The organism is Burkholderia sp. S-53, assembly GCF_025560745.1.
Taxonomy (GTDB): Bacteria; Pseudomonadota; Gammaproteobacteria; order Burkholderiales; family Burkholderiaceae; genus Burkholderia; species Burkholderia pyrrocinia.
This window is the reverse complement of sequence record NZ_CP090482.1, coordinates 530,147-554,662: the sequence shown is the minus strand read 5'-3', so window position 1 is coordinate 554,662 and position 24,516 is coordinate 530,147. Positions and strand designations below refer to the sequence as shown.

Sequence of the window (24,516 nt, the reverse complement as noted above, 5' to 3'; positions counted from 1 at the left end):
CTCTGAAGCCAAGCAGTTCGGGCATGACCCACGCGGGTCGCGGTCGCCACGATGCGGCCCGCAAGCTAGCATTTGAGCAATTGATATCAAACGGCACATTCACACTCGTTGTCTTTGCGGCACTTGTACTCGCTATTGACTGGAAGTCGAGACAGTATCCGCATTGCGAACGCACGCCGAATCCAAATGGAGCGGTTACCTCAAATGAGACACTCGACGCTAGTGGTTGCGATTTCAGCGTTCGTTGCCGTGGAGTCGCTATCTGCGCAAGTGGAAGCACCTCCTCAGAACGGCTGGCAGTTTGAGGTCACGCCGTACCTCTGGGGCGCCGGCCTCAACGGGTGGGCACGCATCGGTGCCGATACGCCCACCGTCCCTCTGAATGCGAGCTTTTCAGAAGTGTGGAGAAACCTCGACCTTGGTGCAATGGCCTCGTTCGAAGCACGCAAAGGGCGTTGGGCAATCCTATTCGATTCCATCTACATCAAGGTTTCGCATACGACCGATCCGTTGCTCGGCGGAGCCCTGGGAACGGCCGAACTGGGTCTGAAAGAAACAATACTGCAACTCGCGGGCGCATATCGCGTGTACGACAGCGCGGTCGTGCCTGTCGATGTGCTGGCCGGTGCGCGATATGCACATATCTCGGTGGACAGTGACAATCATCTTGGCCGGTATAGCGGCGATGGTCTTTGCCTTCTGATTACCGGCAACCAACCATTCTCGGGCTGGAACGACGTGTTATCTACGCGACGCAAGCGGTTGTGGCGTCGCAGATCGAGAATCTCAAGGCGTTTCCCCCGCGGCAAAAGCCTGCGTCGTTTAATCTCGACGCCGTGATGCGGAAACTGGACGATGCGGGTGGCGTCGCCCATCATTGAGTTGTCATGAGTCTGCAGGACGGGAATTGGCCCGGCGATCATCCAGATCGTCGGGTGACCCGAGTCGCCAGGAGTCGATGCGTGAATGTTGCCGGAATAGTATCCCGTCGATAGGAGCGTCATGATGAAACATCCGAGCGGAACGCTTGCGATTTCGGCATGCATTGTTTGCACACCGCTATTCGCTCACGCGCAAACAGATCAATCACAAGTCGCTCAGCCACAAACCGCTCAGCCACGAACGCCCGCCTCGAGCGCGTGGCAATTCGAGTTCACGCCGTACCTATGGGCTGCCGGCATTAGCGGATGGTCACGCATCGGCGCCAATACGCCCACAGTGAAATTCAACTTCAACTTTTCCGATGTCTGGCGGAACCTTGACATCGGTGCGATGGGTAGCTTTGAAGCCCGCAACGGACGTTGGGCTGTCTTATTCGATGGGGTCTTCGTGAAGCTCTCAAAGGATTCTCGTCCTCTTCTTGGCGGCGCACTAGGCCACGCAAACCTGAAACTTGATGAGACGATCTTTCAACTCGCAGGTGCATATCGCGTACTCGATACTCCGGTAACGCCCGTGGACGTACTACTTGGCGTTCGGATTACCGATCTGTACGGCGAATTCTCGTTCTCGCAAAGTGTGCTGTTGCCAAACGGCCCCAGCCGGAGCAATAGCACGAGCTGGGCAGACGCTTTCCTTGGCGTGCGAGCCGCGTACGCTTTTTCAGATAAGTGGTCGGTAATCGGCTATGCGGATGCCGGGACTGGAGGCACCAAATATTCGTGGCAACTGTACGGGGGGCTTAACTACAATTTTTCGAAAACAATCGTTGCGAAACTCGGTTACCGGGTACTCACGCAGAAGTATGAGCCATCCGGCTTTCTTTTTAACGTAAAGACATCCGGGGTTTACGCGGGCGTGGGCATCAAATTCTAAATTCCGCTGGCAGTCGTCAGGATTCCGTGTCGGGGCGTTTTTTGCGGAAAGCGCTCGCCCAACGCTTTCTGTGGCGGCTCTGTGGCCTGTGCGTCACAGAAAAGGTAGGGCCAAGGTCCGATTGTTTGTGCAAAGTATTCGACCTGACGTCTTCGTATTGCGCTATTCCGAGATCAAGACCCTCAACGTGTCGTACATGTCACTGACCACCAATGGTGGCGATGAGGGCGGAGCCACCCATACCGGCTAGTTAGCGTCATTCGCGCTCAAAGCGGCAGCAAGCCGAATCGTGAAAAACGCAATTGGTCGCGAGAGCCGCATCGTCCGGGCACCCGCCCATCTCGGCCTATTTGGTGCCGCTCGCGACTGCTACCCGCCTGGGCGACACGCTTCCAGTCGATTTCACGCCGCAGAATATCGGGCGTATCTGCAACGACGCGGCAGATGAGGTACGCGCTTCGTAGTCTGGACATCCTTATCGCGACAGAACCCGGATGGTTATATCGTGACGGGTCGGCAGGAGTATTTCAACGGCCTGATAATGTAAAAGATGCGTCACCGAGGAAGATGTATCCAATTCTGTTTATTGTTTTTATGTATGCCCTCATCTTGTCCGCCTGAAGCATCGTGACTCGAAGATGAGAAACCGCTTTATTTAATGCGTTATCAGAAACAACCATTCCTTGACTATTCCACAGTGCATCCACAAGAAACTCTCGGCGAAGAATTTCGCCCGGGTGCATACAAAAAATAATGAGAAGTCGGGCGCACAATGGTGTAATCACGAATTCATGCGCCGACGCGACGGAAATAATTACATTAGCCTTTGGCTCAAACATTATCCGGCCATCTATCAAAAATTTCCCTCGATATGCATCAGCCAGAATCTTTGTGAAATAATCTTTCCCTTGAGAAAACGGACCTTCCGGGAATATCCCAGAGGAGGAGCTGGTGATCATGATTCCCTCGCACGATTGGCCTTGCCAATTTCTTTTAATGGTATACATAACTATTCACGTTGCTAACGATCAAGCACCTCCTCTCCATTTGCAAATGGGCCATCGCTCAAGAACCGGAAAGTAATTTAGTGGCAGATCAGGGGCATGGCAGCCGAATGCTTGTCTTGGGAATCAACATTTCAGAACTGTAAAGAATGGCCCCGCATGATCGTGAATTTCGCATTAATCGTAAATAATCTAATTATATGGTCAATAAGGGTAAACGTTCGCTTTAACATTTGCAATGATCAGACGATTTGCCATCAAACTTGGCCTAGATAGCGTCAAGCAGCATGGCCGGTTTACCGACAATCATTGGTTCTGTCGCGATAAGGATGTCCAGACGCATAAACTCGGGAACGTATAGGATTCCTTATGCAGCCAAAGAGTAGAATTGCTCGGCGGCCGTCTGGTTCTTGCGAACTGCCTTCATTTTCCCTTTGGCAATCATGTGCATCACTTCGATACCACCGAGCAGGATGCGAGCGCAGTGAAAATCTTTGAAGCCCATCATCGGCCGGGTTCGGCGCTTGATGGCGCGGTGATCCTGCTCGACGATATTGTTCAGATATTTTTGCTGACGAATCTTGATCGGCGGTTCACGGGTAGCGTTGATGTCCTTGAGCGCCGCCAGGTTCGCCCCGCTTTTGTCGATCGTCACGGTCTCGGGTGCACCGTTCTGCTCGATCGATTTTTCGAAATACCGACGGGCGGCGGCCTTGTCCCGGCGAGCCCGCAGCAGGAAATCGATAGTGTTGCCGTCCTTGTCGACGGCCCGGTAGAGATATTTCCACGCACCGTTGACCTTGATATACGTCACGTCCATCCGCCAGCTTTTTCCGACCGGCCGCTTGCGCCGACGGAACGCCTGTTCCAGCACCGGCAGCACCTTGATGGCCCATCGATGCACCGTCGAATGGTCCACCGACACGCCCCGTTCGGCCATCATTTCCTCGAGGTGGCGCAGGCTCAGGGGGTACGCAACATACCCGCGCACGCACAGCAGGATCACGTCGAACGGGTAATGCAGTCGCTGGAACACCTGCTTCAGGATCGCATTCATGCCTTGCTGCATCGCTCACTTCGCCTCAATTCCGATCACGCAAGCTTACCAGACCGACTTACTGCGACAGAACCGGAAATCCCGTGTCGTCAATGATCCAATACAACCCGCCCGCCGGATCCATGTGCGGCAGCACCCAACGCCGCACTTGCTCGAGCAGCGCCGTATCGGACCATTCCGATTTCGCCACGAAATGATGCAGCGACTGGTGCCGCGCGCTCACATGCTCCGGCTCCAGATGTGCGGCCAGCGGCTCAACGCTCTTGCGCCGAATCGGCAGCATTAGCCCTTGGCAATAGCCCTTCAATCCTGATTCACGGTCGTTATGCCCAAGCGCCCCGCACAAATGTTCCAGATACGTCTCGAATGACGTCTCCCAGTCCATCATTCCTCACGCCATGGATGAAGAAGTTCCTATAATGGCATGAATTTATTGACACAGTAAGACTTCTATGGGGTATTGGAAGTCAAGCCATTTCGCGATCCATTTTCCCGTCAGTTATCTCCCATTCAAGAGCGCGACAGGTTATCTGACCTGAGACGTTTCTTGTAGCCATTTGGCAAGTGAGTTCTCTTTTATCCTAGAGGCAAGGAGAACTCGATGAAGAAGCGATTTACCGACGAGCAAGTCATTCGAATCTTGCGCGAGGCCGAGAGCCGGGACGAGCCGGTGAAGGATCTGTGCAAGCGCCACAACATTTCGGAACAGACGTTCTATCGTTGGCGCAACAAGTTCGGCGGGATGGACGTGGCTGACGCGCGTCGGCTCAAAGAGTTGGAATCGGAGAACGATCGGCTCAAGCGGCTGATCGCCGAGCAGATGCTTGTCATCGACGGCCTGAAGGAGTTCAGCCGAAAAAAATGATCACCCCGACGGGCCGGCGCGAAGCGCTGGAAGTCCTGACTCGGCGGGGGCTCTCGCAACGCAAGGCATGTCGCTATCTGGGACTGAGCCGCCGAGTGGCGACCTATACGCTCAAGCAACCGGAGAAGGATCGGAGTCTGGGCGAGAGGCTGATGGCGGCCGCGCAAGAGGTGCCGCGCTTCGGCTATCGCCGGATGTCGGCTTGGCTGGCGTTGAGCGAATCGCGCGTGCGGCGAATGTGGCGAGCCCTGCAGCTCAACATTCCGCGGCGACGTCCTCGCCGACGTCGTTGCGGCAACGACATACGCCTGCCAGGCGCCACGCAGCCCAATTCGGTTTGGAGCTATGACTTCGTGCACGATCAACTGGTGGATGGCCGAGCGTTGAAGATGCTATGCGTGATCGATGAATACACCCGCGAGTGCCTGGCGATCGAGGTCGGCGCCAGCCTGCGGTCGCAGGATGTGATTCTGACGCTGTCGCGACTGATGCGCCTGTACGGCAAGCCCGCGTTCGTTCGGTCTGACAACGGTGCCGAATTTACCGCTGCCAGGGTCATGCGCTGGCTGCGGGATGCGGCCATCGGTCCGGCCTTCATCGCGCCCGGCAGTCCGTGGCAAAACGGATTCGTCGAGAGCTTCAACGGCAAGCTACGTGACGAATTGCTGAACCGGGAATGGTTCCGCAGCCGCGCCGAGGCCAAGGTGCTCATCGAACGCTGGCGGCAGTTCTACAACGAACACCGGCCTCATAGCGCGCACCGCTATCAACCTCCCGCCACGGTCCGTCGAGCCTGGCTGAATTCCGATAATATCGACGCGAGACTCACTGCTTGATTGGTCACAAAATTCCGACTCAGGTCAGCGGCGCTCCGCGCGAGATTCTGTACGACCGAATGAAGGCGGCCGTGCTCGGCGAAGTCGAGAGGCACATCGTCTACAACGCGAAGCTGGTCGCGTTTGCGCAGCACTACGGCTTCGCGCCGCGGGCCTGCAAGGCGTATCGCGCTAAGACCAAGGACAAGGTCGAGCGCCCGTATCGCTACATCCGGCAGGACTTCTTCCTGGCGCGCCGTTTCCAGAACCTCGCCGACCTGAACCGCCAACTGCGCGAGTGGCTCGACACGGTCGCCAATGTCCGCGTGCACGGCACCACGCACCGCGTCGTCGCTCAGCACTTCAATGAGGAGCGTCCTACGCTGCAGGCGTTGCCGGCCGGCACCTTCAACGGAGTGATCCGGCTTGAGCGGCGCGTGAGCCATGAAGGTCTCGTCTCGGTCGGTGGCAATTACTACAGCGTGCCCGATCGTACGCGCAAGCGCGTGCTCGACGTTCACAGTCTGGCTCACGAGATCCGTATCTACGAGGACGGTGAACTGCTGGCGGCTCATCCCGTGCTGGAAGGCCGACGACGAACCTCGCTGCTGCCCGGTCATCGGCGTGCAAACCAGCGTAAGCAGCCGGCACGGCACCCCGTGCCATCGGTGACGGCGACCGTGGCTCGCCGGCCCCTGTCGTTCTATGATCAGGTCGCAAGACGTCTCGCAGAAGCCGGGAGGACCGCATGAACAGCATGCCTGCCTCGACACTGGAGCGCATCCGGCGCTATCTCGTCGGCCTGCGCATGCCGCGCGCTCTCGAAACGCTGGACGCCATCCTGAACCGCTTCGAGCAAGGCGACAGTTCAATGCTCGAAGTGCTGGAAACGTTGCTGGGCGAGGAGTTTACGACACGCGAAACACGCCGCATCCGGATGGCGCTGCAGACCGCGCGGCTCGGCACGATCAAGACGCTGGCCGGCTACGACTTCAGCTTCCAGCCGAGCCTGGATCGCGATCGCATCATGACGCTTGCGCAACTCGAGTTCATCGAACGACGGCAGACCGTTCACTTCCTGGGGCCGCCCGGCACGGGCAAATCGCACCTGTCCATTGCGCTGGGCGTGGAAGCCGTACGTGCGGGCAAGAGCGTCTACTTCGGCTCGCTAGCCGAGATCGTGAACTCGATGGCCAAGGCTGAACGGGAAGGCAACCTGGCGCAGCGCGTGCGCTTCCTTGCCCGTAACAGCCTGCTCATCGTCGACGAGATCGGCTACCTGCCTATCGGCTCCAACGGTGGCAACCTGTTCTTCCAACTCGTCAACGCCTGCTACGAGCGCTGCGCGATCATCCTGACGTCCAATCGCAGCTTCGGTGAATGGGGCGAAGTGTTCGGCGACAGCGTGGTGGCCGCGGCGTTGCTCGATCGGCTGCTGCACCACGCGATCGTCGTGCAGATCGAAGGCACATCGTACCGCCTGCGAGAACACGCCGATTTGCTGCCGGACCATCTGCGCAACCGTCCGTCTTCCCTGAACCCCGTGCCCACTGAACCGGCTCGCCGGCGCCCGGGCCGCCCCCGAAGGAACCCATTCGATCACGTCGCCGGCTGATCACCGTCCGAACAGGGTGGGGAATTTTACTTCGACACTTCTGGGGAAATTACGTCCGAGGTTGACACTGATGGACATCACGTGTTTCAACGAAGTGGTGCCAGCGGTGAACCAGATCGAAATCAACCCGTTCCACCAGCAGGACGAAAGCATCGATTTCATGCGCGGGCTCGGCGTTCAGCCGGAGGCCTGGGCGCCTTTCGCCGAAGGGCGAAACAACCTGTTCGACAATGCGCAACTCGCGGCGATTGCGCAGCGCCACGGCAAGACCGTGGGACAAGTCGTGCTGCGATGGGTGGTTCAGCGTGGAATCGTCGCGCTGGCGAAGTCCGTGCGAAAGGAGCGGATGCTGGAAAACCTGGCCGTGTTCGACTTCGAACTGTCCGAGGAAGACATGCAGGCCATCGCAACGCTGGAGACCGGCACGAGCAGTTTCTTCTCCCATCGCGATCCGGCGATCGTGAAGTGGATGAGCGAACGGAAACTCGGTCTTTGATGTGCTGTAGGGGGCCTTCCGGCTAGTCAAACCAAACCCATGACCGCTCGTGGCCGGTTTGCCACGGGGCAATCAGCACGGCACAACGACTACCCGAGGCCAGCGCTTTCGGTATTGTTTTTCTTCAACACGCTTCCGATACGTGTCGACACTAACCCGCTGCGGGTTTCGCCGAACCACCATCGAGAAGAGATCGTCCAATCCATGCGGCGCAATAACGCCGACCGAGTCGTCGTCGCGAAGCACCAGCCCGACTGAAGTCGCGAATTCCGGCCATGAGGCGACGGCGTCTTTCAGAGAATCGAGCGGCGAGACCGGGTAGCCAAAGGTCCGCTCGAACCAGACGTGCACGGCCGCTTGATTGGTGACCTCCCACGGCGCGCAAGGGAGCGTGTCGATCAAACGACGCTGGAGGCTCGCATCCCGTGCGGCTGACAAATCAGTCAAGTCAAAGTGGGCAACGTCGATGTCCGACAGTGTGGATGGCGTCTGAAACGCGTGTAGCGCATCCCACACGAGGTTACGTATCGCCCCGGCCCCGATACACCAGGAGGATAGATTCAGACTACGGGCAGCAACAAGTGCGGGCCAGAACCAGGTCGATTGACGTGCGATGCTTACAAGGCGTGCTTCCAGGTCGGCTGCTGACATAGTCGGGCTTCAGACCTCGCGGCTCGTCAACCTCTCCACAGCGCTCATCGCGTCGCCGCCAAGGAATCCTGCCCGGCTCGCGTCTTGCCCGTTCGAACGAAATCCGAAATGTTCAGCGGGACGGTATCCGCCCTGGCACTCGAGCGCGTCTTCCGGGCGGCGCCCAGGATCGGCCCCAGGTGTTCATAAAAGCACTCGAGCTGTCGCGCATCGGACGCCAGTCGCTCGAGATCGAGCGCCCTCTCAAGAACCGTCCGCGCAATATGAAAGCGCTGAAGCCCGCGCCCCACGCGAACCTGAAAGACCACTCCATCGCTGTTGTGCGGCACTCCGGCCCAAACAAGCGAACCGCTGTCCATGAAGCCTCCGAGGAATCACAATCGTCACACCAATATGCCAGCAAGCTCTCACGACGCATATTGGTATTTCAAAATTGTGACGCTTGGCGCCTCGGATTTTTTACCGCGAATCGGATATTGCGGCGCAGCAAAAATGCCCGTAGACTGGGTTCGCACCTTCGATGCAGTTGCCCCACAGTCGCCCCATGACGGGAGAGCACGCCATGACGACTTCTTCACCAGCACCGAATCAGACGCTCCCCGCGCTCCACGTATTCGAACAAGACGGCGGTTGGCATTGGGGCATCACGGTTCCTCGCTCCACGGGAAGCGGCTTCAAACTGATCGCGTTCAGCGAGCACATCTTTTCCGCTGAAGACACTGCCCAACGCGACGGCGATCGAGCGTTGGCCTCCATCGCGGCAAGTGACGGGAACTGAGCGTTTCCGGCAGTTGCACGCTCCTTGAGTTTTCACATCCAGATGCAATACTCCTATCACCCTCCGATGCGAGACCACTCACCGCGCGCCATGACGGACTCCGCCACTTGTCTGACATGCCCGATCGTCGGCGACGACCTGAGCCTGTCGTTCTCTGCGTATGGCACCGGTTGGGGCTACGTTGCGATCAAGCTCCCGGCCGACATCATTCGCGACAAGCTCGGCGCAAACACGGCGACACCCGAGCAGTTGCTCACCGCATTTGAAAGCAATCGCGAGAAGATCACGGTCGCGGTCAATCGACATGCATTACCGAACGACGGTCGCCACATCCAGCTCGACAAATCAGATTTCTAGATCGGAACCAGCGCGTGGACCAGCATGCCGATCGTAGACACGAGGTGATACATGAACATCCGGATCCTGGTTCCCTGCGCCCTCGCGCTTGTTGCCCTCTCCACTCGAGCTGCCGACATCACCGGTGCAGGGAGTACGTTTGCCACGCCGATTTACACAAAATGGGCCGATGCGTACAAGAAGGCGGGCGGCGGCAAGGTCAACTATCAAGGCATCGGTTCGTCGGGCGGCCTGAAGCAGATCAACGCGAAGACGATCGATTTTGCCGGTTCGGATGCGCCGCTGAAGGATGACGAACTCGCGAAGGCGGGCCTGTTCCAGTTCCCGACGGTGATCGGCGGCGTGGTGCCGGTCGTCAACGTGCCGGGCGTGAAGGCCGGTGAACTGACGCTGTCGGGCCCGGTGCTCGGCGACATCTACCTCGGCAAGATCAAGAAGTGGAACGACCCGGCGATCGCCGCGCTGAACCCGAAGGTCAAGCTGCCGGATACGGACATCGCCGTGGTTCGCCGCGCTGACGGTTCGGGCACGAGCTTCATCTGGACGAACTACCTGTCGAAGGTCAACGGCGAGTGGAAGTCGAAGATCGGCGAAGGCACGGCGGTCAACTGGCCGACGGGCACGGGCGGCAAGGGCAACGACGGCGTCGCGGCCTTCGTGCAGCGCCTGCCGGGCGCGATCGGCTACGTCGAGTGGGCGTACGCGAAGAAGAACAACATGACCTACACCGCGCTGAAGAACTCGACGGGCACGGTGGTCGAGCCGAAGACGGAAACGTTCAAGGCCGCTGCCGCCGGCGCGAACTGGTCGAAGTCGTTCTACCAGATCCTGACGGACGAGCCGGGCAAGGATGCGTGGCCAGTCGTCGGCGCGACGTTCGTGCTGCTGTACGCGAAGCAGGAGAAAGCGGACCAGGGCAAGGAAACGCTGAAGTTCTTCGACTGGGCCTTCCGCAATGGCAACCAGGCCGCCACGGATCTCGACTACATCTCGCTTCCGGATCCGGTCGTGTCCGAAATCCGCAAGCAATGGAAAGCGAAAATCAAGGATGCCTCCGGTAAGGCGCTGGCGGATTGAACGCGTTGGGCGGGACGCGATATCGATCGCATATGTCGGTTGGCGAAGCGGAAGCGTCGGTTCAAGGATCCTACCCCGATGTCCGTTATGGCCGGCAGCGGCCGATCGCAAGCGCCGAAATCCAGCCGATCCCGGCCTTGCCTATATACCAGCACAGCGCTTGCACCGTCGCGGCAAGCGGAATTTCCGTTTGGTAGACTGCACGGCCTGATCCCTGACCTTCTCGCCGAGTTTATGGCTGCTGCACAATCGGACAACGCCTCTTCCGAGTTCATTCCGGCCGACGTGAGGCAGACGGTCATCACCCAGACATTGCCATTCGCGCAGATCGGTATCAGCCGGCTGAAGACGGCGCGGAGAAATATGGGGCGGACTGCGCCCTATGACCTCGAAGACGCCGATCTCATCGTGTTGCAATTGCGCGCTTTCGGCGAACAGGACTTGTGGCTTGACGGACGTGCCGCTCGCTTCGTCCCCTACAAGGCCGGGACCGTGACGATTCACGACCTCGACCGCAGGTGGGTGGCGGATCTGAAGGGGACGTTTGACTGCCTCCACTTCCATCTGCCTCGCCGAACGCTGGAGGAGACAGCCGATGAAATCGGCGGCCGGCGACGTCCGCAGCTTTATTTGCCGCCGCACCTGAGTGCAACCGACCCGATCGTCCATCACCTCGGGCAATCATTGCTGCCCGCGTTGGCGCAGCCCGAGTATGCGTCGCAACTCTTCATCGACCATGTCGCGCTCGCTTTCCAGGCGCATATCGCGCATCGGTACGGCGGCATCGGCGAGCAGCGGGAAAAGCAGACCGGCAAACTCACGCCGTGGCAGGAACGGCAGGCAAAGGGACTGCTGTTCGAACACCTCAACGGAAAAATTTCGCTTGTCGATGTGGCGAAAGCCTGTGGCATGTCCCGCAGCCATTTCGTCCAATCCTTTCATCAGACCACGGGACTGCCCCCGCATCGCTGGCTGATCAATCAACGCGTCGAGCTGGCCAAAAAGTACCTGCGCACGTCCCCCATGCCTCTGAACATGATCTCGGATTTGTGCGGCTTCGCGGACCCAAGCCACTTCACGAGGACATTCACGCGCCTGACCGGCGTCACACCTCGTCGATGGCGCGCGGACAACCGTTGATCGAGTAGCGCGGTGCTACTGCGATGCTTTGCAGGATCGCGTTCGGGATATGAGGCGACAGAAACCGACGTTCGAACTGGCACGGCAAGGGGCTGTTCCGGGCCGGCCGCGGGTTTTTTGTTATTGACGAAACTGCCTGTGCCAACTCCGTCGCAACGCAACTGTCGGTGCCCGGAAGGCCAAGACAACTCAGCCACCGCCGACGGTCTGCGTTCCGTCGACTTCGGTCACGGCTTCACATCCCCTTGCCTGGCGCCCATGGTCGCAGCAATGCGGCTTTGCGCAGCGACGAGTTGGTCATCCGTGGTCGCCACCAGCCACAGACGCGCCTGCTCCTCGATCTGGCGATTGTGGTCCTTCAACGGGCCCATCGTGGCAGCGGCCTTCCAGACCACCGGGGCGATTCGGCTTTTCCTGCCCGACGGCGCGCCTACCAGCAGGCAGTAAGGCCCCAGCGGTAGCGATACAAACGGGAGTGCCGGACTGGTGCGCACGCGCCAGTCAATGAAGGGCGTGTCGCCGATCAGCAGCGGCATGGGCAAGCCGTAAAGCACACTGAAATCGTACAGCGCCAGTTGCTCCCGCATGCCGACGTAAATGCGCCGGACGTCGGCGACGACCGCGGCGCGGATCTCGTCATCGAACATCGGTTCCTGCGTGTAGCGAGCAAAGGCCTTTCGAGCCTCCGATTGATATGCGCTGAACAGGCCAATCTCCACGCAATCCTGCACGGCGCGCTGAACATCCGCCACGGAACCGGCTTCCTCTGGCTTACCCAACTGAGCAGCCCGCAAAAACCGGGCAAGTCCTGCGTCGTGGATCGCAGGACGATCCGCGGATGCATCGTCTTCAGCGCCGTTGCCCAGGGGCACGTAGACATATTCCTCGGCTGCGAAATGCGATTTCTTGCCTTCGTCAAACTTGATTTCGCCATCGACGCAGTCCAGATAGCGCGTCCCGATTCGACCATGCTCCCAAACCCAATTTTTCAGGAACGGACGTAGTGGATGCAGGCTTTCGTGATCGGTCATTGAATCCTCCAGGTTGCCCAGTATAGTTCCAAGTCGTCGATTGTTCGGTGGAGGATCCGGCGATCGATCAAAGCAATGGGTCAGCCCTTTTCGATCAGCGGAGCGGAGCCCTGCGAGTTCGGCAGCGACCGGCACGACAGGCGTCACTCCAATGATGCAGCAGTACCTGCAGCCCGCCTGACAAGGCATAACTGCAAAAGCCACGCCAAGGAGAACCACCGATGAACCGCCCCGATTTCATCAAGCATTGGACCGAGCTCGAAGAACCGGATGCGCATTGTTATCGCGGCGATACCGAGCCCATGGCGCTGGACGCACCGCTTTCCGCCGCGCTCGGCATTACGCGCATTGGTATCCATCACGTAAGGCTTCTGCCAGGCCGGCGGACGTCATATCCGCATGCCGAAAGTACCGAGCAGGAGTTCGTGTACGTGCTCGAGGGCAAGCCCGATGTGTGGATCGACGGCGTGCTTCACCCCATTGCCGAAGGAGACTCTGTCGCATTTCCTGCAGGCACCGGAATCTGCCACACTTTCATCAACAATACGCAGGACGAAGTCAGGCTGATGGTGATCGGCGAACGTCCGCGCGACGACAACCGTATTCGCTACCCGCTCAACCAGGCGTATGAACTTACCCGCGCGGACCGCTGGGTAGACTGGCCCGACAGACCGCTCGGGGACCATAACGGGATGCCGGACTAACGCTTGCGCGGAGGATCGCAGGGGTCGACGACTTGGCGGATCGAACCTGCGTTTCAATAGCCGGCATCTGGGCGCAGCCGACGCTCGACATGGAGCAGGCACACACCGCAACACACTGCCCCCAACGGCCCGGTGATAAGCTCAACGTCGGTGCACCCGTCAACCCCGACCGTCAATCCGCCCCAACGAGCCCCCTCATGCCCCTCGCCCCCGCCATCCTCTCCGCGTTCACCCCGACCGGCAAGCTGCGCGCGTCGATCAATCTCGGCAACCCGATCCTCGCGAACCGCGACCCTGCAACAGGCGAACCGTTCGGTGTGTCGATCGACCTGGCGCGCGCGTTCGCGGAACGCCTGTCGGCCGAGCTTGAACTCGTGGTATTCGACGCCGCCGGAAAATCGGTGCAGGCGCTGACCGAAGAGCGCGCCGATTTCGGCTTCTTCGCGGTCGATCCGCTGCGCGGCGAAACGGTCGCATTCACCGCGCCGTACGTGTTGATCGAGGGTTTCTATCTCGTGCGCGACGCTTCGCCGATCCGCACGAACGCCGACGTCGACCAGCCGCACAACCGCGTGACCGTCGGCAAGGGCAGCGCATACGACCTGTTCCTCACCCGCGAACTGAAAGCCGCGCAGATCGTGCGCGCGCCGACGTCGCAGGCCGTCGTGCAGACGTTCGTCGAACAGCAACTGGAAGTGGCGGCCGGCGTGAAGCAGCAGCTCGAAGCCGACGCCGCGAAGACGGCAGGCTTGCGCCTGCTCGACGAGCGGTTCATGGTGATCCGGCAGGCGATGGGCGTGCCGAAAAGCCGCGGCGAGGCGGCTGCAGCGGTGCTGAACGAATTCGTCGAGGAAATGAAGGCGTCAGGCTTCGTCGAAGATTCGCTGCGACGCCACGGCATCACCGGCGCATCCGTCGCACCGCCCGCCTGATCGAAAACGACCCGACATAAAAACGGCCCCGGTGTCTCACTCGACACCGGGGCCGCTCATTCAAAGCGCCGCATTCAACCGACCCGCGCTTCTCCCTGTCGCTCGGCTTCACCCTCATCCGCCCCCGTACGCGCGAGCACCGGCTTCAGCGCCTGCCCCGTATGGCTCGCGCTCACCTTCACGAGTGCTTCCGGTGGCGCGGCCGCGACGATCGTGCCGCCGCCCACGCCGCCTTCCGGCCCAAGATCGATGATCCAGTCGGCTTCCGCGATCACGTCGAGGTCATGCTCGATCACGACGACGCTATGCCCCGCATCGACCAGCCGGTGCAGCACGCGAATCAGCTTCGCGACGTCCGCCATGTGCAGGCCGACCGTCGGTTCGTCGAGCACGTACAGCGTGTGCGGCGCCTTCTGGCCGCGCCGCGTGATGTCGTCGCGCACCTTCGTCAGCTCGGTGACGAGCTTGATGCGCTGCGCCTCACCGCCGGACAACGTCGGCGACGGCTGGCCGAGCGTCAGGTAGCCGAGCCCGACATCTTTCATCAGCTGCAGCGGATGCGCGATGTTCGAGATCGGTGCAAAAAACTCCACCGCCTCGTCGATCTCCATCGTCAGCACGTCGCCGATGTTCCGGCCGCGCCACGTAACCGCGAGCGTCTCCGGGTTGAAGCGCTGCCCGTGGCACACGTCGCACGGCACTTTCACGTCGGGCAGGAAGCTCATGCCGATCGTACGCACGCCTTGCCCTTCGCACGCGGGGCAGCGCCCGTCGCCGGTATTGAACGAGAAACGCGACGCCGTATAACCGCGGGCGCGCGCCTCCAGCGTATCCGCGAACAGCTTGCGGATCGTGTCCCACACGCCGATATAGGTAGCCGGGCACGATCGCGGCGTCTTGCCGATTGGCGCCTGATCGACTTCGAGCACGCGATCGATCTGCTCCCAGCCGCTCAACGACTCGCAGCCCTGCCACGCATGCGTGACGTTCAGCGACGGCCGCGGCGCGCTGCGCGCGAGCACGCTCGAGCGGCGGTTGGCCGCCGGCGCGTCCTGCTGCGCGGCCTTGCGCGCACGCCGCGTGGCCGGCGACGACAGCACCGAGCGGCCGACCGCGTCGAGCAGGTTCGTCATCAGCACATCGCGCGCGAGCGTCGACTTGCCCGACCCGCTGACGCCCGTCACCGCGACGAGCCGCGCGAGCGGAATGCCGACCGTCACGTCGCGCAGGTTGTGCAGCCGTGCACCATGCACGGTCAGCCACGCCTCCGGCATCATGGCACCGCCCTTCTTGCCCGGCAGGCTCACGCTGCGGCGCGGCTGCAGCGGATGCGTCATCGGCTGCGCGAGCAGGCGCCCCGTCACCGAATCGGACTGCGCGGCCAGATCCGCGACCGCGCCCTGCGCGACCAGCGTGCCGCCGCGCTTGCCGGCGCCCGGGCCGACGTCGATGATGTGATCGGCGCGGCGGATCGTGTCCTCGTCATGCTCGACGACGACGAGCGTATTGCCCTTGTCGCCGAGCTTGCGCAGCGCGTCCAGCAGGATCTGGTTGTCGCGCGGATGCAGGCCGATCGTCGGCTCGTCGAGCACGTAGCAGACGCCCTGCAGGTTGCTGCCGAGCTGCGCGGCGAGCCGGATGCGCTGCGCTTCGCCGCCCGACAGGCTCGGCGCCGCGCGGTCGAGGCTCAGGTAGCCGAGCCCGACCTCCTCGAGAAACGCGAGGCGGCTGCCGATCTCGCTGACGATGTCGCGCGCGATCTGCGCGTCGCGCCCGGTGAGTTCCAGCTGGTCGATCCAGCGCCGCGTGTCCGACACCGTCCACTGCGCGACCTCGACGATCGGATGCGCGTCGAACGTGACCGCGCGCGCGGACGGGTTCAGCCGAGTGCCGTTGCAATCCGGGCAGGGCTCGTTGCCGACGCCTTCCGGTTCCTGCTCGTCCGACGGCAGCGTCTGTTCGCGGCCGCGGCCGTCCTCGGCGAGCACCGTGTCGTCGTACGCGGCGCGCTGTTCGCGCGTGAGCGTGACGCCGGTGCCGACGCAGGTGGTGCACCAGCCGTGCTTGCTGTTGTACGAGAACATCCGCGGGTCCAGCTCCGGATAACTCGTGCCGCACACCGGGCACGCACGCTTGACCGACAGCACCTTGACCGCGCCGACCCGCGCGGTCGAATGATCGTTCTGCATCGCATCGTGCAGCCCGTCGAGCGGCGCGAGCAGGTGCATCACGCCCTTGCCGAGTTCGAGCGTCTCGTCGAGCACGCGCCGCAACTCGGCCTCGTTGTCCGGCGATACGACGATGTCGGCGACCGGCAGCTCGATCGTGTGCTCGCGGAAGCGGTCGAGCTTCGGCCACGGGTCGACCGTGACGAACTCGCCGTCGACGCGCAGATGCGTGCTGCCGCGCGCCTTCGCCCACTTCGCGAGATCGGTATACACGCCCTTGCGGTTGACGACGAGCGGCGCGAGCAGCCCGACATGTTCGCCGCGATGATCGCGCAGCAACTGCGCGGCGATCGATTCGACGGATTGCGACGTGACCGGCGTGCCGTCGTGGATGCAATGCTGCAGGCCGAGCTTCACGTACAGCAGCCGCAGGAAGTGCCAGACTTCGGACGTCGTCGCGACCGTGCTCTTGCGGCCGCCGCGCGACAGCCGCTGCTCGATCGCGACGGTCGGCGGAATGCCGTACACCGCGTCGACTTCCGGTCGCCCGGCCGGCTGCACGATCGAGCGCGCATACGCATTCAGCGATTCGAGGTAGCGGCGCTGGCCTTCGTGGAACAGGATGTCGAACGCGAGCGTCGACTTGCCGGACCCGGACACGCCGGTGATCACGTTGAACTTGCCGTGTGGGATGTCGACGTCGAGCGACTTCAGGTTGTGCTCGCGCGCGTTGACGATCCGCACGACGTCCTCGCCTTCGATCGCACGGCGCTCGCGCGCCGCGTTCAGCACGGTCTGCAACGGCACGCCTTCGTCGGCGAGCGGTGCTTCGGCATCCATCGCGCGGTCGTATTGCAGCAACGCCACGCCCGTATGCGACTCGGCGCAGGCCTTCACGTCGGCGGGCGTGCCCGCGCACAGCACGAGGCCGCCGCCGTCGCCGCCTTCCGGGCCGAGATCGATCAGCCAGTCGGCCGCGCGGATCACGTCGAGGTTGTGCTCGATCACGATCAGCGAATGGCCGGCCGCGAGCAGCTTGCCGAACGCCAGCATCAGCTTCGCGATGTCGTCGAAGTGCAGCCCGGTGGTCGGCTCGTCGAACATGAACAACTTCGCACGCGCGACGCGCGCCTCTTCCGTGACAACCCGGCGGCCGTTGACCGCCGCCGCGGATTCGGCGAGGAAACCGGCCAGCTTCAGGCGCTGCGCTTCGCCGCCCGACAGCGTCGGCACCGGCTGGCCGAGCTTCACGTATTCGAGCCCGACGTCGACGATCGGCTGCAGCACGCGCAGCACCTCGGCATCGGTCGCAAAGAACGCGGCGGCTTCGCTGACGGTCAGGTCGAGCACGTCGGCGATGCTCAGCGCGCGGCCGTCGCGCTCGATGCGCACTTCGAGAATCTCGGCGCGGTAGCGGCTGCCGTCGCAGTCCGGGCAGCGCAGGTAGACGTCGCTCAGGAACTGCATCTCGATATGCTCGAAACCCGAGCCGCCGCAGGTCGGGCAACGGCCGTCGCCCGAGTTGAAGCTGAACGTGCCGGCGCCATAGCCGCGTTGCAGCGCGAGCGGCGCCTTCGCGAACAGCTTGCGGATTTCGTCGAACGCGCCGACGTAGCTCGCCGGGTTCGAACGCGTGGTCTTGCCGATCGGCGACTGGTCGACGAATACGACATCGCCCACCTGGTCGGCGCCCGTCAGGCTGCGGTACGCGCCCGGCGACTCGGTCGCCTTGCCGTGGTGCCGCGCCATCGCCGGATAGAGCACGTCCTGCAGCAGCGTGGATTTGCCGGAACCGGACACGCCCGTCACGCAGACGAGGCGCTGCAGCGGAATCTCGACCGTCACGTCGCGCAGGTTGTGTTCGCTCGCGCCGTCGAGCACGATGCGCGGCGTATCCGCATCGACCGGCCGGCGCGCCCAGTTCGATGCGTGCGCGACATGCTTGCGGCCGCCGAGGTATTCGCCGGTCAGCGTATGCGCCGAACGGATGTCGCCCGGCGTGCCGTCGTAGACGATCGTGCCGCCGCGCTCGCCCGGGCCGGGGCCCATGTCGATCAGCCGGTCGGCCGCGAGCATCACCGACGGATCGTGTTCGACGACGACCAGCGTATTGCCCGCGTCACGCAGCCGCTGCATCGCCTCGACGATCCGCGTGAGATCGCGCGGATGCAGCCCGATGCTCGGTTCGTCGAGCACGAACAGGGTTTTCGTGAGCGACGTGCCGAGCGCCGTCGTCAGGTTGATCCGCTGCACCTCGCCGCCCGACAGCGTGCGGCTCTGCCGGTCGAGCGTCAGGTAGCCGAGCCCCACGTCGCACAGGTATTTCAGGCGCGTGCGCACTTCGGCGAGCAGCAGCTTCAGCGCATCGTCGAGCAGCGCGCTCGGCAGGCTGACCTCGTCGAAGAAACGGCGGATGCGCTCGATCGGCAGCAGCATCAGGTCGTGCACGGTCAGGCCCGGCAGCGCTTCAAGCTGCGCGCGGTTCCAGTCGACGCCGCGCGGCATGAAACGATGGGCCGGCGCGAGCACGCCGTCGGCATTCTCTTTCGAGCCGAGCCGCCATTGCAGCGATTCCGTCTTCAGGCGCGCGCCGCCGCACACGTCGCACGGCGTGTAGCTGCGGTATTTCGACAGCAGCACGCGGATATGCATCTTGTACGCTTTCGATTCGAGGTAGCCGAAGAAGCGCTTCACGCCGTACCACTGGCTCTGCCACTTGCCGTTCCAGTCCGGCGAACCGTTGACGACCCAGTCGCGCTCGGCGTCCGTCAGCTCGGCCCACGGCACGTCGCGCCGGATGTCGGCCTTCGCCGCGTAGCGCATCAGGTCGTCCTGGCACTCCTTCCATGCGGGCGTCTGCATCGGCTTGATCGCGCCGCCGCGCAGCGTCTTGCGCGCGTCGGGGATCACGAGGCCGAGATCGACGCCGATCACGCGGCCGAAGCCGCGGCAGGTTTCGCACGCGCCATACGCCGAGTTGAACGAGAACAGCGCCGCCTGCGGCTCCGCGTAGCGCAGGTCGCTGTCGGGATCATGCAGCCCGGTGGAGAAGCGCCACACCTGCGGCTCCGCGGCCGCGCCGACCGCGTTTTCCGGTTCCGCGGCGAGCACGTAGACGTTCACGCGCCCGCCGCCGCGCTTCAGCGACGCCTCGATCGCCTCGACGACCCGCACCTTGTCGGCCTGCTGCACGCGGAACCGGTCGGCCACCACGTCGAGCACCTTGCGCGGCCCGGTGGGCGACTCGACTTCGCGCCGCGCCTGCACGCGCGTGTAGCCGCTCGCGGACAGCCACTGCGTGATTTCGTCGTCGGACGCGGTTTCCGGCAGCTCGACCGGGAACGTGACGACGACGCGCGGATCGTCCGCCTGCGTGCGCGCGACGAGTTCCGCGTAGATCGTCTCCGGCGTGTCGTGCCGCACCCGCCGCGCGGTCTTGCGGTCGAACAGCTCGGCCGCGCGCGCGTACAGCAGCTTCAGGTGATCGTTCAGCTCGGTCATCGTGCCGACGGTCGAGCGCGAGCTGCGCACCGGGTTGGTCTGGTCGATCGCGATCGCGGGCGGCACGCCGTCGACGCGCTCGACCTGCGGGCGGTCCATCCGGTCGAGGAACTGCCGCGCGTACGCGCTGAACGTCTCGACGTAACGCCGCTGGCCTTCCGCGTACAGCGTGTCGAACACGAGACTCGACTTGCCGGAGCCCGACGGGCCGGTGACAACCGTCATTTCGCCGGTGCGCAGGTCGAGATCGAGATTCTTGAGGTTGTGCTGACGTGCTCCGCGAATGCGGATCAGATTGCTGGATGACAATTTGCCTGCCCGTCTGAATGAGTTAGCCAGAGTTCACGGTGCCGGAACGCTGCGGCGGATGCCCGCAGGCGCGGCGCACGCGCCGCCCAGGGTCGCACCTGGGCGGCTCGATTTCGACGGGTACTATACTGTATATTCATACAGTTTTCCATGAAAGCCCTGAGGGCGGCATGGGCAGGTGGGCGAAGGGACCCTGAGGGAGTGGGACTGCGACATGCTCAGGAATCAAAGGGTTGGCTATTGTTTTGTCGCACTGTGCGCGGGCCTTGACGCGGCAATCGTGAGTCTGACGGAGGTGGGAGCAGTCTCTGGTCGGCCAGGAAGAGACGTTCGACGCAGCCGTTCGAATCGTTGACAATGCCGGACGAGATGTCGCTCAAAAGTCCAATCTGCAGGGAGCCCACGCGTGCGCCAGGAAAGCGACGTACCTTTGAGCGAGCGCGTGCTCGCGGTTGAGGGGCGCGCCTCACCGACAGTCCTGTTTCACGTGCAGAGCGCACTTCCAACGGAACGGCCCGCAAACTGCGAGGTTCTGTTTATTTCGTTTGCTTACGCCGACATTCCAATAGGCAAGGTGTTCAACGTTGCCTTTCCGACGGGCGCCCCGAAGTCCGTGACAAAGACACGCTGCGCCATCGTTGCAGTAACGCAGCAATATGCCAAGCCATTTGGGGAGGTGCCGCACGGCTGGAAAACGATTTGCCTCGTGGAATTTCCAGAGGGAATTCCAGACGTCATTGCATCCCTGCCGATGGTGACCGGGTGGTATGAAAATCGAAAGACCGTCAGCCTTTGCGATGAAGACACCTGGCGACTGATAGTGGATTGAACGGCCGGTGGCCCACCTCCATCAGCGAGCACAGGCGCCGCAGGTTGTACACGGCGGCCTTCCAGTTCAAGTGTAGCGTCGCCCGCGCCAAGCCCATCGAGCGCAGCATCTTGCCGCCCATCTGCCCCACGGCGGCGAACACATGCTCGACACGGGCGCGGGGCTTGGCGATGCGCCGGTTGCGCCGCTCTTGGCATTCCGACAACGGCTTGCCGGGCTGGCCCTTGCGCTGGATATGCAGTCGCCATCCCGTTTTGCCCAGGCGCTGCTCGCACTCGCCGTCGACGTACCCGTTGTCGGCCCAGACATCGCGGCTGGTGCTGCCGGTGTCAAGCGCCCGCTCGAAGTGCAAGGTGTCGTGCTCGCTTGCCGTGCTCGCGTGCATACGGCGGATCAGCTTGTGGCGCCGGCCCGCGCTGCTGGAGCAGCTTGCAGCCGAAGTAGCTCCTGCAGTGCTTCTTGGTCCAGCGCGCTTGCACGTCCTTCTACCGCCGCTTCGATGGCGACCACTCGGCCGGCATCGCGTCCTGCTGAACCATGTCCTTCTCGTCCTTGGTCAGCGTCTGCCTGGGCACCGGCACAATGCCGGCATCGATCATCTGTCCGCCCCGCGCGGTTTTTCGAGGTGCCCCCGGGTGACGCGTGCAGGCATGCCTCGCGAAGATTCGGAAATTTCCGGCTCCAATTGTGACTTTTCCGTCGATCCGTCGTCATGGATGTTGCAAATATTCGCTACAGCAACTCGTCGAGGCCAATCGATGGCCGGCCTCGCCTGTCCTTCGGGTAGTACGGTTTGATGGCCGCCAGCAAACGCCGGCCATCGCACGGGCTTCTTTAGTTTCACTAAGAAATGCTACCGCTTCGTCACACGCTTCTTGCGAGCGCTTTCCGCTTCCGCAAACGGATCTGCCGCCGCAGCGTCGCGGGTGCGTTCCTTGAGCCTCTGCTGCAACGTCCTCGGCTACCTCATCGATGACCGCCGAGCCCAATAAATCAGCTATCCGCAGGAGGTGGAATTCATAGACTAATCAAAATATTTGTCGCTTTTGTTTGATCGTCATTTATATTCGATTGCATTAATGATTTTTTTGCACGGGGTTATGAATGAGAAATATTATAGTTGCGATATTTTTTGGATTGGTTTTGAGTTCTGCTTATGCAGATAAACTCCCCAGGCTCGATAAGGCATTGCCGAGCAACGGGGCTATAAATGGCCTGGAGCCGGTATTTGATTTTGATGGAGATGGATGTTACCCAGCGGCGGGAATCGGCAGGGATGGCAGACAAAATCCAGGACTGAAAACATCGGGGGCGATTAATGGTAGCTGTCACGACGCGGGGTTCCTGAATTTTGCGAACACACTGCATCGATATGCTTGCTTGCCAGGGTCGGGTGGCACATATTGTGCGCACGTTTACGATATGTATTTTGAAAAAGATCAGGTGGTGCATGGAAGCGGTGCATTTGGTGGGCATCGACATGACTGGGAGACTGTGGCAATCTGGACTCTGAATGGAAATATCACTCATGCGAGTCATAGCTGTCATGGCAACATGTACGCAAGGCCATTCAATGAATTACCGATGCAAGGGAATAATGTTAAATTTGTTTACCACAAGGATGGCGGGTTGACACATTGCTTCCGTTTTGCGAAGCCGAATGAGCTTCCGGAAAATCATTATCGATATTGGGTAACACCCGATATTGTGACCTGGTATGAACTCAAGGGTGATGGGGTAACCAACAATAATATGAGGGAACGCCTGAATGCGTTTGACTACGGGAAGGCAAGTATCAAGGTAAAAGATCAAACCTTTTTGAAGTTCTTGAATGACTGGAAGCCATCCGGATATCCGCAGTTCACTCAAGCGAGCGTAGAGGCATCTCAACCAAGATAAATGGAGCTCCTCACGGATTGCCTGGAAGGCGGCGCCCCAAAGGAAAGCGGTGCCCGAGGGAATAGGCGGGTTGTGCAACCAATCGGACGATTCCAGCGACCGCCGCTTTCACGGCCAATCATAAACTCGACGCATGGGGAAGGCTGCTAAAGGGGGAACGTGCCTGTGTCGCCCTGACGCCCGGGGGTGGCCGCGCCCGGCGTTGGTTCCTTCCTCACTGCGAGTCAGGCGGCTCAACGAACGTCCGCGCAAGACACTAAACTTCGATACACCGGCTGAACGATTCCCTCTCGCTATTGCATCAACCGGTTGAATCCGCAATCGGTTGAGCACGTCGCGAGCGGCCGGAACGGCAACCGATCGGGTTCGGCCAGTTGCAGACGTCCATCGTTGACCAAACGAACGTCTGCAACTCCCACCATAACGGACGCTAACATCAGGGCCCGTCTCACCACCAGCCGGAGTCGACTCGCCGATCAAACCGTTACCACGATCTTTCCAAACTGCCCATTTGTTTCAAGGTAGCGGTGCGCCTCGACTATCTCGTCGAATGCGAACGTACGGTCGATGACCGGCTTGAGCGCACCACTTTCGAGCCCGTTTCGCACAAATTCGATTGCGGCCTTCCGGCGTGCCGGGTCGCCACTCGTCAGCCAGATATTGTGCGCCTTCACCGAAATCATTTTGGCGATCATCTCCAACACGGGCAGCGTCGTCACGCGCTCGTCGAGCGCGCCGTAGAGATACGCGATGCCCTGGAAAGACAGCGCCGAGATCAGTTTGGAAAAGTTGGGACCGCCAACGGGATCGAACGCAACGCGCGCACCCTTTCCACCGGTTATGCGCATGATCTCGTCGACAAGATCCGCCTCGTCCGTCACGATAACGTGCGCTGCACCTGCATCGAGCAATGGCTGCCGCTTGTCAGCGTGACGCGTGACCGCGATCGACGTCGCCCCGGCGAAATTCGCAATCTGGATCGCGGCCAGCCCGACACTGCTCGACGCGGCCGGCACGACAACGAAATCGCCATGGGTGACCTTTGCATCCTCGATCAGCGCGCCGTACGCGGTGACGAACATCATCCACACCGACGCGGCCTCGGCGAACGACAGTGATTTCGGATGCCGGGTGACCGCGTATTCCGGCACCACGATGACTTCGCCGTAAGTGAAGTACTGATTCATCGAGAACGACGGAATCACATTCACCTCGTCGCCTGGCGCGAAGCTGGTGACATCCGCGCCCACCGTATCGACAATGCCCGCCGCCTCGTATCCCAACCCGGCCGGAAAATTGACGGGCTCGATGTACTGGTCGTTGCGCCACATCGATTCCGCACGATTGATACCGATCGCTTTGACCTTGATGCGGACTTCACCGGACATCGGGGAGTGTGCCGGTTCGTCCACGAACTGAAGCACGTCCGGGCCACCTGCGTTTGCAAATCTGACTGTTCGAGACATTACGTTC

General features: G+C 61.4%; 20 protein-coding genes and 4 pseudogenes. 14 read left to right on the top strand and 10 right to left on the bottom strand.

All coding sequences use genetic code 11. The features are described from left to right. The first annotated feature begins 204 nt into the window (after positions 1-204). Together LXM88_RS02260 and LXM88_RS02255 are read left to right on the top strand one after the other, a co-directional pair. On the top strand, positions 205-840 hold the full coding sequence (locus LXM88_RS02260) for a hypothetical protein (RefSeq protein ID WP_262531588.1): 636 nt from the start codon (positions 205-207) through the stop codon (positions 838-840). Positions 841-1,002: 162 nt separating this feature from the next. After that, complete coding sequence (locus LXM88_RS02255; RefSeq protein WP_262531587.1) at positions 1,003-1,815, top strand: outer membrane protein; 813 nt, start codon at positions 1,003-1,005, stop codon at positions 1,813-1,815. A gap of 527 nt (positions 1,816-2,342) precedes the next feature. Here LXM88_RS02255 and LXM88_RS02250 read toward each other — a convergent pair. From LXM88_RS02250 to LXM88_RS02240, 3 genes and pseudogenes are all read right to left on the bottom strand, one after another. Then, the gene (locus LXM88_RS02250; RefSeq protein ID WP_262531586.1) at positions 2,343-2,774 is read right to left on the bottom strand and encodes a winged helix-turn-helix domain-containing protein; all 432 of its coding nucleotides are present in this window, start codon (positions 2,772-2,774) and stop codon (positions 2,343-2,345) included. A gap of 412 nt (positions 2,775-3,186) precedes the next feature. Beyond that, complete coding sequence (locus tag LXM88_RS02245) at positions 3,187-3,876, bottom strand: IS6 family transposase (RefSeq protein WP_412524091.1); 690 nt, start codon at positions 3,874-3,876, stop codon at positions 3,187-3,189. A 73-nt stretch (positions 3,877-3,949) separates the two neighbouring features. Then, a pseudogene (locus LXM88_RS02240) lies at positions 3,950-4,261 on the bottom strand (transposase); the annotation flags it as partial. A 216-nt stretch (positions 4,262-4,477) separates the two neighbouring features. Between LXM88_RS02240 and LXM88_RS02235 the strand changes: the two are divergent. From LXM88_RS02235 to LXM88_RS02220, 4 genes and pseudogenes are all read left to right on the top strand, one after another. Next, a protein-coding gene (locus tag LXM88_RS02235; protein ID WP_262531583.1) for an IS3 family transposase occupies positions 4,478-5,577 on the top strand; the annotation gives its coding sequence in 2 pieces (ribosomal slippage) (positions 4,478-4,730 and positions 4,730-5,577; 1,101 coding nt in all). Positions 5,578-5,600: 23 nt separating this feature from the next. Then, a pseudogene (locus LXM88_RS02230) lies at positions 5,601-6,308 on the top strand (Mu transposase domain-containing protein); the annotation flags it as partial. Beyond that, positions 6,305-7,171, top strand: a complete 867-nt coding sequence (istB, locus tag LXM88_RS02225) for an IS21-like element ISBcen28 family helper ATPase IstB (protein ID WP_262530407.1) — start codon at positions 6,305-6,307, stop codon at positions 7,169-7,171. The pseudogene LXM88_RS02230 and the gene istB, both read left to right, overlap by 4 nt. Positions 7,172-7,238: 67 nt before the next feature. After that, positions 7,239-7,667, top strand: a pseudogene (locus LXM88_RS02220) (aldo/keto reductase); the annotation flags it as partial. Positions 7,668-7,739: 72 nt separating this feature from the next. Here LXM88_RS02220 and LXM88_RS02215 read toward each other — a convergent pair. Together LXM88_RS02215 and LXM88_RS02210 are read right to left on the bottom strand one after the other, a co-directional pair. Further along, positions 7,740-8,318, bottom strand: coding sequence for a nucleotidyltransferase family protein (locus LXM88_RS02215; RefSeq protein ID WP_262531582.1), 579 nt, complete (start codon positions 8,316-8,318; stop codon positions 7,740-7,742). A 44-nt stretch (positions 8,319-8,362) separates the two neighbouring features. Next, on the bottom strand, positions 8,363-8,677 hold the full coding sequence (locus tag LXM88_RS02210; RefSeq protein WP_262531581.1) for a hypothetical protein: 315 nt from the start codon (positions 8,675-8,677) through the stop codon (positions 8,363-8,365). Between the two features lie 203 nt (positions 8,678-8,880). On the opposite strand from LXM88_RS02210, the gene LXM88_RS02205 reads away from it, so the two are divergent. The 4 genes from LXM88_RS02205 (at position 8,881) to LXM88_RS02190 (ending at position 11,670) form a co-directional block, all read left to right on the top strand. Beyond that, complete coding sequence (locus tag LXM88_RS02205; protein WP_262531580.1) at positions 8,881-9,096, top strand: hypothetical protein; 216 nt, start codon at positions 8,881-8,883, stop codon at positions 9,094-9,096. Between the two features lie 90 nt (positions 9,097-9,186). Continuing rightward, on the top strand, positions 9,187-9,453 hold the full coding sequence (locus tag LXM88_RS02200; protein WP_262531579.1) for a DUF1488 domain-containing protein: 267 nt from the start codon (positions 9,187-9,189) through the stop codon (positions 9,451-9,453). A 51-nt stretch (positions 9,454-9,504) separates the two neighbouring features. Continuing rightward, positions 9,505-10,530 (top strand): phosphate ABC transporter substrate-binding protein PstS, encoded by a 1,026-nt coding sequence (gene pstS, locus LXM88_RS02195; RefSeq protein ID WP_262531578.1) that lies wholly within the window; start codon positions 9,505-9,507, stop codon positions 10,528-10,530. 234 nt (positions 10,531-10,764) lie between these two features. Beyond that, positions 10,765-11,670, top strand: a complete 906-nt coding sequence (locus tag LXM88_RS02190) for a helix-turn-helix transcriptional regulator (protein ID WP_262531576.1) — start codon at positions 10,765-10,767, stop codon at positions 11,668-11,670. A gap of 227 nt (positions 11,671-11,897) precedes the next feature. On the opposite strand, the gene LXM88_RS02185 is transcribed toward LXM88_RS02190, so the two are convergent. Then, positions 11,898-12,701 carry a hypothetical protein gene (locus LXM88_RS02185; protein ID WP_262531575.1) on the bottom strand — a complete coding sequence of 268 codons (804 nt, stop codon included), beginning with the start codon at positions 12,699-12,701 and terminating at the stop codon, positions 11,898-11,900. Between the two features lie 221 nt (positions 12,702-12,922). Between LXM88_RS02185 and LXM88_RS02180 the strand changes: the two genes are divergently transcribed. Together LXM88_RS02180 and LXM88_RS02175 are read left to right on the top strand one after the other, a co-directional pair. Next, positions 12,923-13,405: a cupin domain-containing protein gene (locus LXM88_RS02180; protein WP_047904344.1), complete on the top strand. Its 483-nt coding sequence runs from the start codon at positions 12,923-12,925 to the stop codon at positions 13,403-13,405. Positions 13,406-13,602: 197 nt separating this feature from the next. Beyond that, on the top strand, positions 13,603-14,337 hold the full coding sequence (locus LXM88_RS02175; protein ID WP_262531573.1) for an ABC transporter substrate-binding protein: 735 nt from the start codon (positions 13,603-13,605) through the stop codon (positions 14,335-14,337). A 74-nt stretch (positions 14,338-14,411) separates the two neighbouring features. Here LXM88_RS02175 and uvrA read toward each other — a convergent pair whose 3' ends face one another. Continuing rightward, positions 14,412-20,315, bottom strand: a complete 5,904-nt coding sequence (gene uvrA, locus LXM88_RS02170; RefSeq protein ID WP_262531572.1) for an excinuclease ABC subunit UvrA — start codon at positions 20,313-20,315, stop codon at positions 14,412-14,414. A gap of 406 nt (positions 20,316-20,721) precedes the next feature. Between uvrA and LXM88_RS02165 the strand changes: the two genes are divergently transcribed. Beyond that, the gene (locus tag LXM88_RS02165; protein WP_262531571.1) at positions 20,722-21,144 is read left to right on the top strand and encodes a hypothetical protein; all 423 of its coding nucleotides are present in this window, start codon (positions 20,722-20,724) and stop codon (positions 21,142-21,144) included. On the opposite strand, the gene LXM88_RS02160 is transcribed toward LXM88_RS02165, so the two are convergent. Together LXM88_RS02160 and LXM88_RS02155 are read right to left on the bottom strand one after the other, a co-directional pair. After that, positions 21,101-21,529, bottom strand: coding sequence for a transposase (locus tag LXM88_RS02160; RefSeq protein WP_262531569.1), 429 nt, complete (start codon positions 21,527-21,529; stop codon positions 21,101-21,103). The genes LXM88_RS02165 and LXM88_RS02160 overlap by 44 nt on opposite strands. 350 nt (positions 21,530-21,879) lie before the next feature. After that, positions 21,880-22,096: pseudogene (locus tag LXM88_RS02155) on the bottom strand (hypothetical protein); the annotation flags it as partial. 152 nt (positions 22,097-22,248) lie between these two features. On the opposite strand from LXM88_RS02155, the gene LXM88_RS02150 reads away from it, so the two are divergent. Continuing rightward, the gene (locus LXM88_RS02150) at positions 22,249-23,043 is read left to right on the top strand and encodes an NPP1 family protein (RefSeq protein ID WP_262531567.1); all 795 of its coding nucleotides are present in this window, start codon (positions 22,249-22,251) and stop codon (positions 23,041-23,043) included. Between the two features lie 476 nt (positions 23,044-23,519). Here the strand turns inward: LXM88_RS02150 and LXM88_RS02145 are convergent, their stop codons facing one another. After that, positions 23,520-24,509: a zinc-dependent alcohol dehydrogenase family protein gene (locus LXM88_RS02145; protein ID WP_262531565.1), complete on the bottom strand. Its 990-nt coding sequence runs from the start codon at positions 24,507-24,509 to the stop codon at positions 23,520-23,522. Positions 24,510-24,516 lie beyond the last annotated feature (7 nt).

Excerpts from the sequence above, each read along its gene's own strand:
- LXM88_RS02185 (WP_262531575.1), bottom strand. The coding sequence starts at position 12,701 with ATGACCGATCACGAAAGCCTGCATCCACTACGTCCGTTCCTGAAAAAT.
- LXM88_RS02205 (WP_262531580.1), top strand. The coding sequence starts at position 8,881 with ATGACGACTTCTTCACCAGCACCGAATCAGACGCTCCCCGCGCTCCAC.
- LXM88_RS02145 (WP_262531565.1), bottom strand. The coding sequence starts at position 24,509 with ATGTCTCGAACAGTCAGATTTGCAAACGCAGGTGGCCCGGACGTGCTT.
- LXM88_RS02255 (WP_262531587.1), top strand. The coding sequence starts at position 1,003 with ATGATGAAACATCCGAGCGGAACGCTTGCGATTTCGGCATGCATTGTT.
- LXM88_RS02260 (WP_262531588.1), top strand. The coding sequence starts at position 205 with ATGAGACACTCGACGCTAGTGGTTGCGATTTCAGCGTTCGTTGCCGTG.
- LXM88_RS02150 (WP_262531567.1), top strand. The coding sequence starts at position 22,249 with ATGAGAAATATTATAGTTGCGATATTTTTTGGATTGGTTTTGAGTTCT.
- LXM88_RS02190 (WP_262531576.1), top strand. The coding sequence starts at position 10,765 with ATGGCTGCTGCACAATCGGACAACGCCTCTTCCGAGTTCATTCCGGCC.
- LXM88_RS02200 (WP_262531579.1), top strand. The coding sequence starts at position 9,187 with ATGACGGACTCCGCCACTTGTCTGACATGCCCGATCGTCGGCGACGAC.
- LXM88_RS02245 (WP_412524091.1), bottom strand. The coding sequence starts at position 3,876 with ATGAATGCGATCCTGAAGCAGGTGTTCCAGCGACTGCATTACCCGTTC.
- LXM88_RS02160 (WP_262531569.1), bottom strand. The coding sequence starts at position 21,529 with ATGCACGCGAGCACGGCAAGCGAGCACGACACCTTGCACTTCGAGCGG.
- istB (WP_262530407.1), top strand. The coding sequence starts at position 6,305 with ATGAACAGCATGCCTGCCTCGACACTGGAGCGCATCCGGCGCTATCTC.
- LXM88_RS02215 (WP_262531582.1), bottom strand. The coding sequence starts at position 8,318 with ATGTCAGCAGCCGACCTGGAAGCACGCCTTGTAAGCATCGCACGTCAA.
- LXM88_RS02180 (WP_047904344.1), top strand. The coding sequence starts at position 12,923 with ATGAACCGCCCCGATTTCATCAAGCATTGGACCGAGCTCGAAGAACCG.
- pstS (WP_262531578.1), top strand. The coding sequence starts at position 9,505 with ATGAACATCCGGATCCTGGTTCCCTGCGCCCTCGCGCTTGTTGCCCTC.
- LXM88_RS02210 (WP_262531581.1), bottom strand. The coding sequence starts at position 8,677 with ATGGACAGCGGTTCGCTTGTTTGGGCCGGAGTGCCGCACAACAGCGAT.
- LXM88_RS02250 (WP_262531586.1), bottom strand. The coding sequence starts at position 2,774 with ATGATCACCAGCTCCTCCTCTGGGATATTCCCGGAAGGTCCGTTTTCT.
- LXM88_RS02175 (WP_262531573.1), top strand. The coding sequence starts at position 13,603 with ATGCCCCTCGCCCCCGCCATCCTCTCCGCGTTCACCCCGACCGGCAAG.